General features: G+C 43.4%; 18 protein-coding genes and 1 pseudogene. 7 read left to right on the forward strand and 12 right to left on the reverse strand.

Going from position 1 to position 17,065, the window contains the following annotated elements; genetic code table 11:
• From EWV60_RS05785 to EWV60_RS05795, 3 genes are all read right to left on the reverse strand, one after another.
• The coding region (locus EWV60_RS05785) for an RNA-guided endonuclease InsQ/TnpB family protein (RefSeq protein ID WP_287231535.1) at positions 1 to 484 on the reverse strand (484 nt) is incomplete at its 3' end.
• A 3-nt stretch (positions 485 to 487) separates the two neighbouring features.
• Entirely contained in the window at positions 488 to 640 is a 153-nt protein-coding gene (locus EWV60_RS05790) for a hypothetical protein (RefSeq protein ID WP_172963124.1), read from the reverse strand.
• 441 nt (positions 641 to 1,081) lie between these two features.
• On the reverse strand, positions 1,082 to 1,636 hold the full coding sequence (locus tag EWV60_RS05795; protein ID WP_024969279.1) for a hypothetical protein: 555 nt from the start codon (positions 1,634 to 1,636) through the stop codon (positions 1,082 to 1,084).
• A gap of 54 nt (positions 1,637 to 1,690) precedes the next feature.
• Here EWV60_RS05795 and rnc point away from each other — a divergent pair, with 54 nt between their 5' ends.
• Positions 1,691 to 2,368 carry a ribonuclease III gene (rnc, locus tag EWV60_RS05800; protein WP_002774091.1) on the forward strand — a complete coding sequence of 226 codons (678 nt, stop codon included), beginning with the start codon at positions 1,691 to 1,693 and terminating at the stop codon, positions 2,366 to 2,368.
• A 19-nt stretch (positions 2,369 to 2,387) separates the two neighbouring features.
• Here the strand turns inward: rnc and EWV60_RS05805 are convergent, their stop codons facing one another.
• A complete protein-coding gene (locus EWV60_RS05805; protein WP_024969280.1) occupies positions 2,388 to 3,167 on the reverse strand; it encodes a Crp/Fnr family transcriptional regulator in 780 nt (259 codons plus the stop codon).
• Positions 3,168 to 3,337: 170 nt separating this feature from the next.
• Here EWV60_RS05805 and EWV60_RS05810 point away from each other — a divergent pair, with 170 nt between their 5' ends.
• The 6 genes and pseudogenes from EWV60_RS05810 to EWV60_RS05835 form a co-directional block, all read left to right on the forward strand.
• The gene (locus EWV60_RS05810; RefSeq protein WP_287231540.1) at positions 3,338 to 4,381 is read left to right on the forward strand and encodes a sulfate ABC transporter substrate-binding protein; all 1,044 of its coding nucleotides are present in this window, start codon (positions 3,338 to 3,340) and stop codon (positions 4,379 to 4,381) included.
• A gap of 11 nt (positions 4,382 to 4,392) precedes the next feature.
• Positions 4,393 to 4,734 (forward strand): NIL domain-containing protein, encoded by a 342-nt coding sequence (locus EWV60_RS05815; RefSeq protein WP_002768372.1) that lies wholly within the window; start codon positions 4,393 to 4,395, stop codon positions 4,732 to 4,734.
• 124 nt (positions 4,735 to 4,858) lie between these two features.
• Positions 4,859 to 5,701, forward strand: a complete 843-nt coding sequence (cysT, locus tag EWV60_RS05820) for a sulfate ABC transporter permease subunit CysT (RefSeq protein ID WP_002754658.1) — start codon at positions 4,859 to 4,861, stop codon at positions 5,699 to 5,701.
• 41 nt (positions 5,702 to 5,742) lie between these two features.
• On the forward strand, positions 5,743 to 6,585 hold the full coding sequence (cysW, locus tag EWV60_RS05825; protein WP_002736746.1) for a sulfate ABC transporter permease subunit CysW: 843 nt from the start codon (positions 5,743 to 5,745) through the stop codon (positions 6,583 to 6,585).
• 80 nt (positions 6,586 to 6,665) lie between these two features.
• Positions 6,666 to 7,706, forward strand: coding sequence for a sulfate/molybdate ABC transporter ATP-binding protein (locus tag EWV60_RS05830; protein WP_287231543.1), 1,041 nt, complete (start codon positions 6,666 to 6,668; stop codon positions 7,704 to 7,706).
• A gap of 236 nt (positions 7,707 to 7,942) precedes the next feature.
• Positions 7,943 to 8,158 (forward strand): annotated as a pseudogene (locus EWV60_RS05835) (transposase); the annotation flags it as partial.
• A 57-nt stretch (positions 8,159 to 8,215) separates the two neighbouring features.
• Here the strand turns inward: EWV60_RS05835 and EWV60_RS05840 are convergent.
• The 8 genes from EWV60_RS05840 to EWV60_RS05875 all read right to left on the reverse strand — a co-directional run bounded on the left by EWV60_RS05840 (position 8,216) and on the right by EWV60_RS05875 (position 16,881).
• A complete protein-coding gene (locus EWV60_RS05840) occupies positions 8,216 to 9,967 on the reverse strand; it encodes a mechanosensitive ion channel family protein (protein WP_287231544.1) in 1,752 nt (583 codons plus the stop codon).
• 171 nt (positions 9,968 to 10,138) lie between these two features.
• Positions 10,139 to 11,542 carry a glutamate decarboxylase gene (gad, locus tag EWV60_RS05845; RefSeq protein WP_287231546.1) on the reverse strand — a complete coding sequence of 468 codons (1,404 nt, stop codon included), beginning with the start codon at positions 11,540 to 11,542 and terminating at the stop codon, positions 10,139 to 10,141.
• A 28-nt stretch (positions 11,543 to 11,570) separates the two neighbouring features.
• On the reverse strand, positions 11,571 to 11,714 hold the full coding sequence (locus EWV60_RS05850; protein ID WP_154663925.1) for a DUF1345 domain-containing protein: 144 nt from the start codon (positions 11,712 to 11,714) through the stop codon (positions 11,571 to 11,573).
• 42 nt (positions 11,715 to 11,756) lie between these two features.
• Positions 11,757 to 11,960, reverse strand: coding sequence for a DUF1345 domain-containing protein (locus EWV60_RS05855; RefSeq protein WP_002754665.1), 204 nt, complete (start codon positions 11,958 to 11,960; stop codon positions 11,757 to 11,759).
• Between the two features lie 272 nt (positions 11,961 to 12,232).
• A complete protein-coding gene (locus EWV60_RS05860; protein WP_002754668.1) occupies positions 12,233 to 12,994 on the reverse strand; it encodes a Coq4 family protein in 762 nt (253 codons plus the stop codon).
• Positions 12,995 to 13,045: 51 nt separating this feature from the next.
• A complete protein-coding gene (locus EWV60_RS05865; RefSeq protein WP_002754669.1) occupies positions 13,046 to 13,651 on the reverse strand; it encodes a hypothetical protein in 606 nt (201 codons plus the stop codon).
• 96 nt (positions 13,652 to 13,747) lie between these two features.
• Positions 13,748 to 14,422: a MarC family protein gene (locus EWV60_RS05870; RefSeq protein ID WP_002794841.1), complete on the reverse strand. Its 675-nt coding sequence runs from the start codon at positions 14,420 to 14,422 to the stop codon at positions 13,748 to 13,750.
• 89 nt (positions 14,423 to 14,511) lie between these two features.
• Positions 14,512 to 16,881: an arylsulfatase gene (locus EWV60_RS05875; RefSeq protein ID WP_287231549.1), complete on the reverse strand. Its 2,370-nt coding sequence runs from the start codon at positions 16,879 to 16,881 to the stop codon at positions 14,512 to 14,514.
• Positions 16,882 to 17,065 lie beyond the last annotated feature (184 nt).

A 17,065-nucleotide genomic window follows, 5' to 3' on the forward strand; every position in this document is an offset into this window, starting at 1 on the left:
TATGCCAACGTCCAGAAGGATGTAATCTGACTGTTACTGTGCTTGGTTCACAGCTTTCTGGTATTTGTCTTGACCATCGAATAGGTAAAGGTTCTGTGCATTTGGCTAAATAGATTTGTTTGTCTTTAATTGTAAAAGCAGATTTGGTAAATTCGGCACTTCCTCCCTGATGTTTTTTCTTAAAGTTAGGATACTTAGTACGACCAGCAAAGAAGTTAGTAAAAGCTGTTTGTAGGTGTCTTAACCCTTGTTGTAAAGGTACACAGCTAACTTCGTTTAAAAAGTCTAATTCTTCTTGCTTTTTCCAATCGGTCAACATTGAAGAAGTTTCAGTATATCCTACTCTTTCTTGCTTTTCGTACCAAGCTTGTGTTCTGAGATGGAGAGCTTTGTTGTAAACCAATCTTACACAGCCCAATGTGCGCCGCAATAGCGACTCTTGTTCGGGTGTGGGGTAAAATCGAAACGAATAGGCTTTTTCCATACCTCACATTTTAGCATATATTTCGTAAACGATGCTCATATTTAACAGTAAAGCCGTCGTAGAACGACGGGGTTTCAGACCCAAATTTTCGATGAAACCGAGAGCCTTGAAGCCGACCAGCATATAACAGTGATGGAATTCAAGTCTGAATTCCATCACTATTTGATCTAACTTCACAGAATACCTCATTCGGGGTACGGCTCTCTTATTCTTTGTGTGGTCAGTTTAACTTACTATAGAAGCGATCAATCTTCGTGTCCTCTGTGTCTGGAGTGGTTCCTGCCACTCGCTCGCCAGCAGGACTATATCTTAGAATACATTTTACCCACCAAACCTAAGAGAGCCTCCTGCGTCTGGACTACTGATAAAATAATGGGTAATGGTTTCATCTGGGGGAATTCTCTCTAAAATTAACTTTTTGTCGGGTTGATTAAGGCACTCGATTTCTGCGGTAATTTCGAGGGACTACAGGAGAGTTCTTGGATAATTAATTTTTGAGAGTTCAAAAATGAGAAAAATAGGCATAAAATCTCTAAGTAGAGAATTTAGTTGATTAAAGCTCATTCTTGATTCTCCTGACGACCGAATACTGGCTACTTACTCCTCAACTAAGGGAAGATTTTTGATTTTTGCCAGAGGTCTATACTTAAGAGAGCCGTAGATTAATAACATTGTCGTTAAAGTTATGGCCATAATTAGGGGAGCGATTTTGGCTAACCAGAAAGCCACGAAGATTATGCCGATTCCGTCAGCGAGTAAGATGGGTAAACGTGGCCCTATGCCATGGTCAATAATTTTTTCTGTGCTTGGCTGCAGTTGAATCTTGGCTAAACATTGAAACCAAATTTGACTGACTAAAACTATTAAAGCTCCCCATCCTATCGAGAGGGCAGCCAGATAAAAGCCCGATAATTCTAAAACAATTGTACTAACTGTGACGATAAAAAAGCGATCGAGGCGAGGATCGCTGGTTTTTTGCTGAAATTGGGCAATTTCTGCCAAGTCCACCGCCGCCATGCGTGCCTGTTCCATACACATCCCCAGGATACCTAGGGCAAGAATAGCAGCGGATAGGTTTTCCGGTGAGAAGATTTGGGAGATTATGCCTAAACTAGCCGGAAAAAACAGTAAAAAAAGGATCGTTCGTCTCATCTATTCGCGGTGGGGTCAGATTAAGATAAGAAATGCTCTTGACTTACTCGTGCAATGTCTTGTTTGCCTCCTTTTCAAAATGCTCTCCTTCTCACCCAAGCTTTAACCCATCGTTCCTATGTCAATGAACAGTCGGAATTGACGGAAAATAACGAGCGCCTAGAATTTTTAGGCGATGCGATTTTGGCTTTTTTGGTGGGCGAACTATTGTATCAAAAATATCCCGCCATGAACGAGGCCGAATTAACCCGTTTGCGGTCAAATTTGGTCAAAGAAGAACAATTAGCGCAATTAGGCATTGAAATCGGCCTGGGGGAGTTAATGCGTTTAGGCAAGGGAGCAATTAAAGATCGGGGGCGATCAAATCCTACCCTATTAGCGGACACTTTTGAAGCGATAATTGGGGCTTATTATCTAGATTCGGGGTTAAATGCGGTTAAAAACTATCTGCACGGGCTTTTTATCCCTGTTGCCTCTCATTTAGTCTCTCAACAATCGGAATCGCCATCTTTTATCGATGCCAAAAATCTCTTTCAACAGTGGGCGCTGGCCAATTTCGCCTCTAATCCAGAATATGCGATCATTGATGTTACCGGCCCCCCCCACGCTAGGGAATTTACTGCCGAAGTGCGGGTTAATCATCTTCTCTACGGTACAGGTAAAGGCAAACGGAAACAGGATGCCACCAAAGCGGCTGCCGAAGATGCCTTAAAGCGCTGTCAATGGCAATAATAAATAAGGCCAAACCTACTTATCTTAGGGGCCACCAATTAACTTTATCTCTGGTGGCACTGTAAACTTCTTTTAAACCCTCGGCATCCAGTACCCGAATTAAATCCCCCGTCGATTCTGAGGCAATTAATCCCACGTTTTGCAATCCTTTTAATACCTGTTCGACGGTGCGTTGATTGAGTTGACAAGCGCGAGCAATCACATCGACGGATAGATCAAAAGTATAGATATTTTCGGCATCTGGTTGACTGCCTAATTCTCTTTCTTGATAGATTAAGGCTCTGAGTAAAGTGGCTACAGCTTGGGGTGGATAGCTACTGCAATTAAGCAAATGATACTCGAATTTTTGCTGTAATTCAAATAAAAAACAGTACCGTTGACGAAAACTTTCGTTATCGTTGTAAATCTTTTCTAGCGCCGATAAGGGAATTTTCAGGACGTGGGTAGTTTTATAGGATTCCACCAAACAGGGAAAGGCGCGACTGGCTAAACCATAACTAAAGGGTAAACTCCTCAGGCCAAAACAGCCACCGGGGTAGGTAATGGCAATAATCCGGTCGAGGGGGGTGCTGCGGACGACGATTACACCCTCATTCAAAATCACATACAAAACATCTAGAAATTCATCGGGTAGAAAAGCCGTATAGACGGGACGATTGGAAAATAGCGTCTCTAACTTGAGATTGTCGGCATCGAGATACTGACTTAACCAAGCTTCCTCTAGTCCGCGAAAGAGAAAACTCTGGTTAATCAGTTGTTGTAGGAGGGTTGTTTTTTTGGCCTTGACGCTCTTGCCCATAGTCTCAAACCTAGATGTAGCACTGATTTTATCTTCTCACAGTTTCCCTTGTTATCGCCTTATTCCCAATTTGTTTTATAAATGTATTGAAATTTTATTTCCTGTGCTGTAGGATTAAAGCAGACCTGAAAACAGATACAACCTCAGAGTAAAGCTTAGGAGCGCCGCCGATGCAGTCATCCCAGTCTTGTTTATCCCTACTCATGGCAACTGTCCTGACGGGAGGAATGCTGGCATCTTGTACCTCATCCCCCACCAATAGCGGCAATGACAGCCAAAAACCCGTGACTGTGACACTTGTTTCCTATGCTGTCACCCAAAGTGCCTACGAAAAAATCATTCCCAAATTTGTCGAGGAATGGCAACAAAAAACGGGGCAAAAAGTCACTTTTGAACAGAGTTATGGCGGTTCCGGTTCCCAAACTCGTGCCGTTATCGATGGTTTAGAAGCGGATGTGGTAGCGTTGGCTTTAGCTTTGGATACCAAGAAAATTGAGCAAGCGGGATTAATTCAACCCGGTTGGGAAAAAGAAGCACCCAATGACTCTATTGTTCATAAGTCTGTAGTGGCTTTTGTTCCTCGTGATGCCAATATTAAAATTAATCAATGGTCAGATTTAGCCAAGGATAATATTAAGGTTATTACTGCTAATCCCAAGACTTCTGGCGGAGCGCGCTGGAATTTTCTCGCTCTTTGGGGTTCGGTGACGCAAGCGGGAGGCAGTGAACAAGCGGCGCAAACTTTTGTCGAAAAAGTGTTTAAAAATGCGCCAGTTTTACCTAGAGATGCTCGCGAATCTAGTGATGTATTTTTTAAACAAGGTCAGGGAAATGTGCTAATTAATTACGAAAATGAGATGATTCTCGCTAATCAAAAAGGTGAGAAGTTAGCTTATACTGTTCCCACTGATTATAATATTTCTATTGATAATCCCGTGACGGTTGTTGATGCTAATGTGGATAAAAAAGGTACGAGAAAAGTGGCCGAGGCTTTTGTGCAGTTTTTATTTACTCCCGCAGCCCAAAGAGAATTTGCTCAGGTGGGGTTTCGTCCCGTTGAACCGACGGTATTTAAAGAGTTTGAGAGTAAATTTCCTCAGATAAAAAATCTCTTTACCGTGCAGGATTTAGGCGGTTGGGATAAAGTACAAAAGCAATTCTTTGATGATGGAGCCTTGTTCGATAAAATTCTCACTAAAGCTGGTAAATCCTAAGGAGAAAAACCATGGATAATCAACCTCAATGGCAAACTATTAATCATCCCCAAAGTGACTTACATCTCGATCAATCAGGACTCGATCGCCCCACGTCCCGAAGAATAAAAATTCGGATTCCTAAACAATATATTAACGAGCCAATCATAGCACGTTTAGGGTCTTTTCCTGGTCTAAAAGTGAATATATTTTCCGCTTTGTTAGCTGCCAATAATAATCAAGATGGCTGGTTCGATCTACAACTGCAAGGCAACTCCCAAGGGATAGAAAATGCCCTTTCCTATCTGGCAGATTTAGATGTAGAAGTTTGGTATGATTCAGCACAAGTTCTTGAAGAAGCGGACAATTGGTAATCTCTAATCGGCACCCCCCTTATCAAGGCAGACCCCCACCCCCCTTATCAAGGGGGGCAGGGGGGATCAAAGGCAAAATTTATCTTCTATTTAATTGGAACTACTTACTTAGCAATAATTAACAATGGCTAACCCACAATTATCTTTATCTCCTAGTCAAACCCTGAAAAAAGTTTCTATTCCTTGGGTAATTACCATTAGTTATCTAGTGGTTTTGTTGGTTTTACCAGCAGCGGCACTATTTGCTAAATCCCTAACTCTTGGTTTTGCCGAATTTTGGCGCATTGCCACTTTACCGATTTCTTTATCCGCCTACCAAGTCACTTTTTTTACTTCCTTAATCGCTGGACTAATTGACGGAGTTTTTGGCACTATTATCGCTTGGGTATTAGTGCGTTATCGATTTCCTGGGAAAAAAATTGTCGATGCTTGTGTAGATTTGCCCTTTGCTTTACCCACTTCTGTTGCTGGTTTAGTCCTCGCCACAGTTTATAGTGATAACGGTTGGATCGGTCAATTTTTTGCCCCCTTTGGTATTAAGATATCCTTTACCATTTTAGGGGTTTTTGTGGCGATGTTATTTATCGCTTTACCCTTCATTGTCCGCACCCTACAGCCGGTTTTACAGGAAATGGAAAAAGAAGTAGAAGAAGCAGCTTTATCCCTCGGAGCTTCCTCTTGGCAAATCTTTTGGCGAGTGATTTTTCCCACAATACTGCCCGCTATTTTAACAGGAGTTGCCCTCGGTTTTGCCAGAGCGATCGGTGAATATGGTTCTGTAGTTATTATCTCCTCTAATATTCCCTTTAAGGATTTAATTGCCCCAGTTTTAATCTTCCAAAGACTAGAGGAATATGATTACACGGGGGCGACAGTAATCGGCATGGTTTTATTGCTGGTTTCCCTAGGGATGTTAGTAGTAATTAATTTCCTGCAACAATGGGGGCAAAAATACAGAGTTAAGTAAAGAGTAAAAAACATTACAGTATGACTGGAGACAGATCAAAAATGCAGAATCCAAAAGCCTTAACTAAACAGAAAGAATGGGATTACAAACCCCTACTAATTATCATTGCCCTTGTCTATCTGGCACTGTTATTATTTATTCCAGCAGCGGCAGTATTTTACTATGCTTTTCGCAATGGATTCCAAGCTTTTTTAGAAGCGGCGGGAACCTCTGACTTTATCGAAGCGGTAAGATTAACAGTAATTATTGCCCTAATTACTGTACCCTTAAACACAATTTTCGGACTTTGTGCAGCTTGGGTAATTGCTCGCAATCAATTTCGTGGCAAAACGTTATTAATTAGTTTAATTGACTTACCCTTTGCCGTTTCTCCTGTGGTAGCGGGTTTAATGATTGTACTGCTCTATGGGCGCAATGGTTGGTTAGGTTCTTTTCTAGAATTTTTCGATATAAAAATACTTTTTGCTTTACCCGGAATGGTATTAGCAACTATATTTGTCACCATGCCTTTTGTCGCTAGAGAAGTTATCCCAGTCTTAGAAGAAATTGGCTTAGAACAAGAGGAAGCGGGGCGCACTTTAGGGGCAAATGATTGGCAGATTTTCTGGCGCGTTACTTTACCTAATATTCGTTGGGGGTTGATGTACGGAGTGCTGTTAACTAATGCCCGGGCGATGGGAGAATTTGGGGCGGTTTCTGTGGTTTCTGGCAGTATTTTAGGGAGAACTGCCACCCTGCCAATTTTCGTAGAACAGGCTTATAAAAATTATCTCACTCCTGCCGCTTTTAGTGCAGCGGCTATTCTAGCTTTACTAGCGGGAGTTACTTTAATTATCAAAGAAATTCTCGAACGTAAAACCGCCCACAAAATTCACACTACCTAACTACAAAAAACCTAAAAATATGAGCGGGCGTTGGGTTTCATGCTTCAACCCAACCTACGTTCTACAAAAAACCTAAAAATATGAGTATTATCATCCAGCAAGTTTCTAAACGTTTCGGCAATTTTCAAGCCTTAGATAATATCAATTTAACCATTCCTGAAGGTAAATTAGTCGCCCTCCTCGGACCATCGGGATCGGGAAAATCCACCTTATTACGTTCAATTGCGGGATTAGAAACTCCCGACAGTGGCGCAATTATCATTAACGGACAAGATACCACCCATCTGGACCCTAGACGGAGAAATATCGGCTTTGTTTTTCAACATTATGCCCTATTTAAACATTTAACTGTCCGCCAAAATATTGCTTTTGGCCTAGAAATTCGCCAGCAAAAATCGCCGGTAATTAAGAAAAAAGTTGAGGAATTATTAGAATTAATTCAATTACAAGGATTAGGCGATCGCTATCCCGCCCAATTATCGGGAGGACAACGGCAGCGAGTAGCTTTAGCCCGCGCTTTAGCCATTCAACCGAAGGTATTATTATTAGATGAACCCTTTGGGGCTTTAGATGCAAAAGTTAGAAAAGAATTAAGGGTATGGCTGAGAAATTTACACGAAGAAGTTCACGTTACCAGTGTCTTTGTTACCCACGATCAAGAGGAAGCAATGGAGGTGGCCGATACGATTGTCGTCATGAATCATGGTAAAATTGAACAGGTGGCTTCTCCCGCCGAAATTTACGATCATCCCGCTACACCTTTTGTGATGCAATTTATTGGAGAAGTGAATATTTTACCTAATCTAGCAGGATTAGGAAAAGGGTATCATCAGGGGGATAATTCCACCGTCTTTATCCGTCCCCACGACCTCGAAATCATTCCCGAACAAGATGGGTTGAATAGTTGGGCAGTGGTAAAAAGAGTTATTCATTTAGGCTGGGAAATACAAGTAGAATTAATGTTAGCCGATGGGGAAATGGTGGTGGCTTATCTCAATCGTGAGGAATACAAGCAATTACAGTTACAACCAGAACAAACGGTACATTTAAAACCGAGAAAAGCAACCTTACTCACTGATTTTGACAATAAAATTGAGAAATTTATCGATTATTCAATTTAAAAACCTTAGTTGTGTTACAGCTTTTCTCATCAGGATAAAGTACAACCTAATTTGCTATTGATGATCGACTCCCCAAAAAAACTTCCTGTCTCACCATTAAGATAACTGCTATAATGTTTGACTAAGACAATTATTTTTAAGTAATAGCCAATTCAAAAATGAAACGCATCAACCTCAATAGTTAACAAAGAAAGGCTGATCAGGTACTGTCCGATCAATACAACAACAAATCAGATCCTTATCGTTCTTGGGAGAGGGGATTAAACGAGCAGATTAAGGGACTATTGAGACACTTTTTTCCCAAGGGAACGAATTTTAAAATCCTTAAGCTAGAGCAGGTAGAAAGAGCCGTAAACTCTATTAACAATCGTCCTCGAAAATGTCTTAATTATCGTACCCCAAATCAGCTATTCTATGAAGGTAAATCGGACAGTGATGCAATTCAGACTTGAATTGGCTCATCATATTAATAATCCGCCAACAGTGAGTGCTTAAAAACGGATTTACTATCATAATGTGTTGTTTTCCTGATTGTCTGAAGATTGAACGCGAAAGGGAGGCGCAACATAATCGGAAGGTAAATAATTTTCGGGAATGGTTGTTGTATTTCCATCTCGTAGGGAGGTGTAACTGGGAGAAAGAATCTCAATCCCAGCTTCATTACACTTATCTTGAATATTTTGATGGAGTTCTGAATAAATGATTACCATTAAATTGGGTTGGTTAGTGTAAGCGTTCAATTGATAACTGATGTAAAAATTATCTAGGCTAGTTTGCAGGACAAAAGGTGCGGGTTCTTTGAGAATATGCTCGGTCTCTAGTGCAGCTTCAATTAAGGTTTTGTGGGCTTTTCGCCAGGGCAGATCGTACCCTAGGGTAATCGTTGTCTGAATAATTAGATTTCTGTTTAATTCCCGCGAGGAAATACTAAAGTTAATCACATTACTACTTAATAAAGATGAGTTAGGAATAGTAATGATTTTATTAGTGGGAGTACAAATGCGGATGACTAGGAAGTTTTTTTCAATTAGATCGCCAATTACATCTCCTACTTGAATGTGATCTCCGATGCGAAATGCCCGGGTATAAATAAGAATAATTCCCCCAATAACATTGGCGATTGCCGAAGTAGAACCAAGGGATAAAAGAAGACCAAGAAAAACAGAAACACCTCGGAAAGCAGGGGAATCAAAACCGGGCAAATAGGGAAAAGCAACTATTGCTGCTATGGCAATAATTATGACTAATAGGATATTGTAAGTCGGTTTAGCCCAATCAGTATAAAAACCAGGAATAACCAGATTTCCTCTTTCTATTGCTGTAAAAAAGGGCTTGATTAGCCCGATTAAGTAGTAGGTTATAAAAATGATTATGGCAATAATAAAGGCATTAGGAAGATATTTGCCAATGGACGACAAAACCAGTTCTAATGATTGAGAAAAATAGCCTAAAATACTCTCACCAAAAACTCTTGTCCAGGGAAATAAACGAAGTACAAATGTGGCATAATTAAATAATAATAAAAACAGAACAAAGAAGCGAATTATGCGAAGAACTCGCAACCAAAAAAAGCTTATATTAGAGGAAGATATGATCTCAACATTCCCGATTTGAATGCCTGGCGTCAAGGATTCAATCAAACGTCTAATAAAGGGAAATAGCTTCCCTGAAATTTTGATAACTGCAAAGCTAATAATCAGGAAGGCAAAGCTGGCTATAACCGTATAAATGATGTTCTTAAGTAGTTGTTCGGGTTTTCGATCTTGGCGATATTGAGCGATAGCAACCTGAATTTTTTGTAAAGCTTGTTGAGCTAAAACCTCCGGCGTTGAACGATAGGCTTTTGCATCTCGCTCCGTCACCGTTAGAATTACTTCTTGATCTACACTTAAATAAAGTGAGTTATCATCAGGAATCTGCTTAATTGTCAGGTTCTCAACAGGAATAGAATCATTTTGAGCAATTCTTTCAATTCTCCGGGTAATAGCGTTAGCTCTCTCCTCCGCCGAAAATGAAGAAACTCCACGCCGGATAAAAAAGAGAGTTTTTCCATCTAACATAACTGGAAAGCCGTCAATTTTATTTTCCGGTTGTGTCGGATTTTGAGCTATTCCCAAAAGAGGGGAGGTTAGAGTCAGTAGTAAAACTACGATAAATATTACCAAAGTATGTCCAATTTTTTTCATCCATCCTCTAGTTCTAGATGGTTTACTTGGCATTAAAGATATTAGATTAATATCGAAAAATGGTACAGATTTCATAGGATTAAGTCAGATTTTTTTGGGTGTATTCGGGTAAGATTTAGGCATTACTGTCCTCGATGAGGTACAGATATACTAGGTTGAGACAGGAGTGGAAAAATTGCCAACACCAAAACTCTGTAAGGGTTGCCAATATTTAGGAAATTTAAGCGAGTTTTTCCTCAACATCTGTTAGTGATGGAAATGGGAACCAGATAATTTTGACTGATAATGAGACTGAGATTGAAAAAATGCGATCGCTGACCTAATATCCCGCAACAAAAGCTCCGCCATGTCGCGACTAAATCCCTCTTTAATCACCACGCGCTGCACAGTTAAATCTTGGCGATTTTTGGGCATTGTATAGGCAGGAACTAACCAACCCCGCTCGCGCAATTTATCGGCTAAATCGAATAAAATATAATTAGTTTGATCGCTAATTGTCTCCTTTAATTTCCAAGCAAAAACTGGAATAGTGCTGCCATCGGTAATCAATTCAAACGGCCCCATCTTAGCGATTTCCCCCGATAAATACAAGGCCGTATCTCGACAGGCTTGATGAATTTGTCGATAACCCTCTTTGCCCAAGAGTAAAAAATTATAATATTGAGCGACTACTTGATTGCCGGGACGAGAAAAATTGAGAGCAAAATTAGGCAGATCACTGCCTAAATAATTACAATGAAAGATTAATTCTTCTGGCAATTCTTGCCGATCTCGCCAGATAATCCAACCGACACCGGGATAGACTAAACCGTATTTATGTCCAGGAGCATTAATCGATTTAACCCATTTGAGGCGAAAATCCCAGACTAAATCGGGATCAAGAAAAGGGGCAATAAAACCACCACTAGCACCATCGACGTGCAGGGGAACTTGCCAGCCGGTTTCTCTGTTCAATTTTTCTAGAACATCATTAATTTCTTGGACGGGTTCGTAACTACCATCAAAGGTACTACCCATAATGGCAATTACCCCGATCGTATTCTCATCAATTAGTTTAATTGCTTCCGTCGCCTCGAGGTGAAAACGATTCCCTTCCATCGGCACAAAACGCGGTTCTACCTCCCAATAACGACAGAATTTTTCCCAACAAACCTGCACATTAATGCCCATGACTAAATTAGGTTTATCGGTGGGTTTACCCTCTTTTTGTCGGCGATAGCGCCACTGCCATTTTAAAGCCATGCCTCCCAACATCGCCGCTTCACTGGAACCAATGGTAGAACAACCGGTTGCCGCTGCGCCTTTGGGAGCATTCCAGAGTCTAGCGATCATATTCACACAACGCAATTCAATTTCGGCGGTTTGTGGGTATTCATCCTTGTCGATCATGTTTTTATCGAAGGTTTCCGCCATTAATTGTTTGGCTTCCGGTTCCATCCAAGTGCTGACAAAAGTAGCCAAATTCAGGCGAGAATTACCATCAAGGGCGAGTTCATCGCGGATTAAATTGTACGCCACCGCCAGCGGCATTTCTCCCTCGGGAATTTCGTATTTAGGTACGGCGGAAGTCAGGGCGCGGGAAGCATAGGTGGGGGTAATTAGTGTCTTTTCTGGACCTAGGCGATCGAGATTAATTTTCTGATGAACCATAACTTCCTTAATAAAATATCTTTTTTGCTTAGAGTAAATTACCAATCATCCCAAAAATAATAGCAATAATCGAGACGGATAAAGAATAGGAAAGCATCCCGTAGGTTGCTACCAGCCGCCGCATCGCCGTACTATTAATACTTGTATCGGAGGTTTGATAACAAGCCGCCATACAAAAACCTTGATCGAGAAATTCCGTCCAATTAGGTTGATCTCAATCGGGAAAAACTAGGCCCTTACCATCATGATAGTAGCGCACTGCATATTCTTGGCTGTAGATCAGTTGTATGGCTAACCAAGCACTAATAATACCCAAAAAACCACAAGCAAAATGAACGATGGCGTGTTCGGAAGCGAGCAGATAAATTAATAGTCCGAAACTGCTGATCGTATAAAATAGGGATTCCAGAAATGCCACCGATGATTGGGAGATTTTAATAGTTCTAACTGCCAGGGGGCAACGCCAGAAATTCTGTAAGCTAGTAACATAATTGCCACTATTAAAGCGAAAAGAAAAGCTAAAACCAGTCGCAGAGTATTTGTCACCGGCAGCATTAAGACAATCAGAGCGACAATTATTTGACAGAGGCAGCGAATTTGAGTATAGCTTGGTTTTCTAGAGGTTTTTTTGATCATAGATCAAAGCAGAATTATCCCTAACTATTCTCTCATAAAAATCCGCTGGGTAAATTATGCGATCGCTGCTTGTAATTCCGGGCAACTGTACCAACTCCAAGGCCCGTCTAAAACTGGTTTGATATTCAGTTCTTCACGCCATTGATCTAAGGGTTTTTCTAATCCTTCTTCCCACTTGATCGGGAATAGGGGTTGGGCCTGGCGACCGATGGTAATTCCCCGAGAAATTAACTCGAATTTGTAACCGAGAGTTTTATTTAAATCGGCATCACTTTCCACCTCACTTAACAGAGTATCACTGGTAAAAAAAGTCATCAGTAAAGAGAGGAGATCGATGAGGAGAAAAGTAGGATAACGAGTTTGAGCGACCGTGACAGAAATTACTCCCAATTCTCCAAGAGTATCTAAACTAAACCCGGTGAGAATGTGATGGATATCGTGGGTTTTATCAATGCGAAAACCAATATAGTCGGCATCGGAATCAAATTGCTCGCGTTGGGGATAAAATTGCGGATCATAGCCCAAAGTGTGCATAATTGTGCCGTAAGTCCAACCGAGAGAACCTTTCGGCATTTTTAACATTGCTTCGAGATCGTAGGGTTTGCCGATGTATCTTTCTTGTACTAATTGCGCGGAGGCTGGTTCTTGCAGAACTGCTTTTACACATAACTCCATCGGGCGACTATTGACCAATCGGCGCTCGATTTCCCAGACATTAGCCGTTTCTTGGCCCGCACCAGCCGCTAGATCGACAAATTCCAGAAATCGATGCAAATTTTCGGGTGTGGCTAATTGATTGATGTATCTGTAACTCATGGAATTCTCCTCATCGGTAGATAAATTTACAGGCGGCTTAGAACAAGTGTATTAATAGCGCAGGGGGCCACCGTAACCACCGTATAAACCGACCCCGCGGGTACCGGCCCCCACCCCGTAAAAGCCGGGACCGACACCACCACCAACACCAATCCAATCGATAAATAGGGAAGTTGCCCCGCCGGCCTTGGGTAGAGTCCCTTCGATGAGCTTGTAGCTATAAATCAAGTCCTTGCCATCGATGACGGGATTGCTAATCTCGACGACAATTATAGTATTGTCTTGACGGCCAGGTTCATAGACCGAGAGGGTAGCATTGGGGGGATCGTTGGCAAAATTATCTTTTCCCGCCCTGGCTGTCCACTCATCCATGTAGGCGGCCATGGTCAGATTACCAGCAATCCGGTTCGGGCGATCGGAAAAGTATAATGTCTGTTTGTTGACGTTCACCAGGCGAATTGTTTTTGCGACGGGATCTACCTTAAGATCTTCCGCCGTTTGCACGAACATTAACTGCACTTTTTCTTGAGCAGGAGTAGTCTGGGCTACAGAAATATTGGGCATCCCCCAGCTAGTGATTGCCATGGCCGCTACTCCCAGAAAAAGTGTATAACGAAAACGCTTCAGGGATTTGGTCAATTGCTCAGAATTTCTCATGATTGCTCTCCTTAATACCCAGTTTAAATATACAACAGCTTATTTGATATTTCCAGTAATTTTCTTGGCTAACTATTTAGACTAATTAGCAATTGGCTATGATGGTAGTCTCGGAACGATCTGATCGACAAAAATATTAATCAAACCTGTCACCATAAATTGTACTCCGATCGCCGCTACAAATAGGCCCATAACTCGCTGAGTAATACTCAAGCCAATATCTCCTAAAAGTCTTTGCAACCATTTGCCAGCAGCGAGGATGAGAAAGACTAAAAAACTGACTAAAATTGTCATCAAAATCAGTTCAATGCTCGTACCAATACCTAGCTTTGATTCGGCTTCACTGGCATAAAGGATAACGTTAGCAATCACCCCAGGCCCCACTAATAAAGGCATAGCCATAGGAATAACAATCTGCCGATAAACTGACTTAGCTTCGCTGAGATAATCCCCGCCTTGCTCATTAATTAAAAGCTCTTTTGTCCCTGCCCCAGAACCGTTAACAATGTTGATACCGATAATCAACAAAAGCACGCCACCAGCCAGGCGAAAAGAGTCTAAGGTCACACCAAAGAATTTTAGCATTGCCGTTCCGATAAACAAAAAAATCAACAACAAACACAAGACAGTTAACGAGACAAATAGAGCCACGAGTCGTTGCACTTGTTTACGTTCGCGAGCGGTGTAACTAATAAAAATCGGCAGCATCCCCAGGGGATTTAAGAGTGCGAATAAAGTGATGGCAAAGTTTCTCAAAAAAGACCATTCCATAGGACAAAGTTGCTAATTTAAGCTCAATTTTTTTGCTTTTAACCGAGGGATAGTCTAGATAAAACTATCAGTATCACAAGTCCCCTTTTCTACTGCCGGGCCATGATAATTTTCAGGCGTTCCTCCTGGTCGATCAGGTGGTCATGAGCGTCCGTACCCACATCCAGTTGAACCCAACCGATCTTACCGGTGAAACGACTGGTTTTCGAGGTGTATTCCGCCGCCACGGGGGTACCGGATTCGTAGCCGATATCCGTGGTTTCGTCGGCGGAGAAAATAAAAGCCTGAGTTCGTTCTACCCGACCCGTACCCACTGGTTGACCGTCGTAGTAGAGGGTGACATTTCCCCCCCGTCCTAAACCACCACCATCGTAGGCAAACTCCATCCGTACCTGATGCTTACCGGCCGGGATCGTCTCCGTCGCCTCGGTGACAAAACTTTCAATCCCCAGCACGTTATAGACGAACTTGGCTTTTCCATCGTGGCTATAGACACTCCAACCACCGAAGCGGCCGCCTTGGGCGATAATCACCCCGTCCGCGCCTTCCGGGGGAATTTCCAGTTCCGCCGTTACCGAGAAGGATTTATTTTTGATGTTGATGACGCTATTTTCGGACAAACGCCCCATTCCGGCGAAAAATAATTGCGAGTTCCCCCCGGCGAGGGTGGGTCGGCCGGCGGTGGCGGGATCGATCCGTTCCACTTGGCGATCATCTAGGGGCAGTACATTATATTTAACCGCCTCGATCAGAAATTGTCGCTGTAGTTCGTGCAGTTTCTCTGGCATTTCCTGGCAGAGATCCCGAGCTTGCGTCCAATCCGTACTGCCGTCGTATAGTTCCCAGATATCATCGTCGAAAGGAACCATCGTCTGTCCAGTCATCACCCACGGGGTGCGGTGCTTGGTAATCGCGCTCCAACCCTTGTAATAGATGCCCCGATTGCCAAACATCTCGAAATACTGCACATCATGACGTTCGGGGGCGGCTGCGTCGTTAAAGGTATAAACCATACTCGTACCCTCGTAGGGACTTTGTAGGACACCGTTAACCATCGTCGGTTCGGGAATGCCTACCACTTCCAACACCGTCGGGGCCACATCAATGACGTGACAGAATTGGTGACGAATCCCACCTTTTTCCTGGATGAGTTTGGGGTAACGAACAATCGTACCGTTGCGGGTGCCGCCCCAGTGGGAAGCGACCTGTTTCGTCCACTTGTAGGGGCTACTCATCGCCCAGGCCCAACCGACCGCGTAGTGATTATAGGAATCGGGCGCACCGAAGTCATCTAGTTTCGAGAGGAGAAATTCCGGGGTTTCTAGACTCGCTAACCCGTTAAAGTTGGCCATCTCGTTAAACGCGCCCTGGAGCGTTCCCTCGGCGGAGGCACCGTTATCACCGACGATGACGTAAATTAGCGTATCGTCGAGGATTTCTAGCTTTTCTAAGGCTTGAATCACTCGTCCCACCTGATCATCGGTATGTTCCAGAAAGGCGGCGTACACCTCCATCTGGCGCTCTAATACCGGCTTCAGGCGCTCGTCCATGTCATCCCATGGGGGAATTTCGGCGTGACGAGGGGTGAGTTCGGCATTTTGGGGAATTACGCCCAGTTCTTTCTGTCGGGCAAAGGTGATCTCACGCTGGCGATCCCAACCGTGAGCGAATTGGCCTCGATACTTGTCGATCCACTCCTTCGGGACGTGGTGGGGGGCGTGGGTTGCGCCGGGGGCGAAGTAGGCAAAGAAAGGCTTATTGGGGGCGAGGGCTTTTTGTTGACTAATCCAAGCGATCGCTCGATCGGCCAGATCCTCGGTCAGGTGATAGCCTTCCTCCGGGGTTTTCGGCGGTTCGATCGGGGTTGTTCCCTCGTACAGTGCCGGCTCCCACTGGTTATTTTCGCCACCGATAAAGCCGTAGAAATACTCGAATCCACCCCCGCCAGAGGGCCAAGCGTCAAAGGGACCGATCGGGCTGGTTTGCCAAACTGGTACTTCGTGGCATTTACCGAATTGCGCCGTGGAATAGCCGTTCAGCTTCAGGGTTAAGGCAAGGGGGGCTTTGGTGTTGGGGCGGACGGAACTCTGTCCGGGGGCGGAGGTGGCGGTTTCGGTGATGTTGCCCATGCCGACCGAGTGATGATTCCTTCCGGAGAGCAAAGCCGCACGACTGGGAGAACAGAGGGCAGTGGTATGAAAACGGGTGTATTTTAACCCAGCCGCCGCTAATCGCTCGAAAGTGGGGGTATTGCAGGGACCACCGAAGGCACTGGCGGCTCCAAAACCCACGTCATCGAGCAGCACGATCAGCACGTTGGGTGCGCCGGCCGGCGGTCGGATATCTCGAATCGGGGGATAGTGGGTATCGGGATTCTTGGCATCGTAGGTGGTTAGACCGAAGGGGGTCAAGTCGGGAATCGGTAGAATTTGGCGTTGGATCGGTTTGTCTTGGGTCATCTTGAGGGCTCCTTTTAACCTTTTAAATTGTGCGATCGAGAGGTGAAAATCGGAAAAATCGGCTAGGTGGTGATTCGGTAGTAGTGATGGCGGCTTAATCCTTTGCTTTGCTGTGCATTGTAGTCATGGATAAAATACCAAAGGGTTCCCCAACGTGATTCTCCATTTTTTTAGAGAAAGATAG

It is taken from the genome of Microcystis sp. Msp_OC_L_20101000_S702 (assembly GCF_007095705.1).
Lineage (GTDB): Bacteria > Cyanobacteriota > Cyanobacteriia > Cyanobacteriales > Microcystaceae > Microcystis > Microcystis ichthyoblabe_A.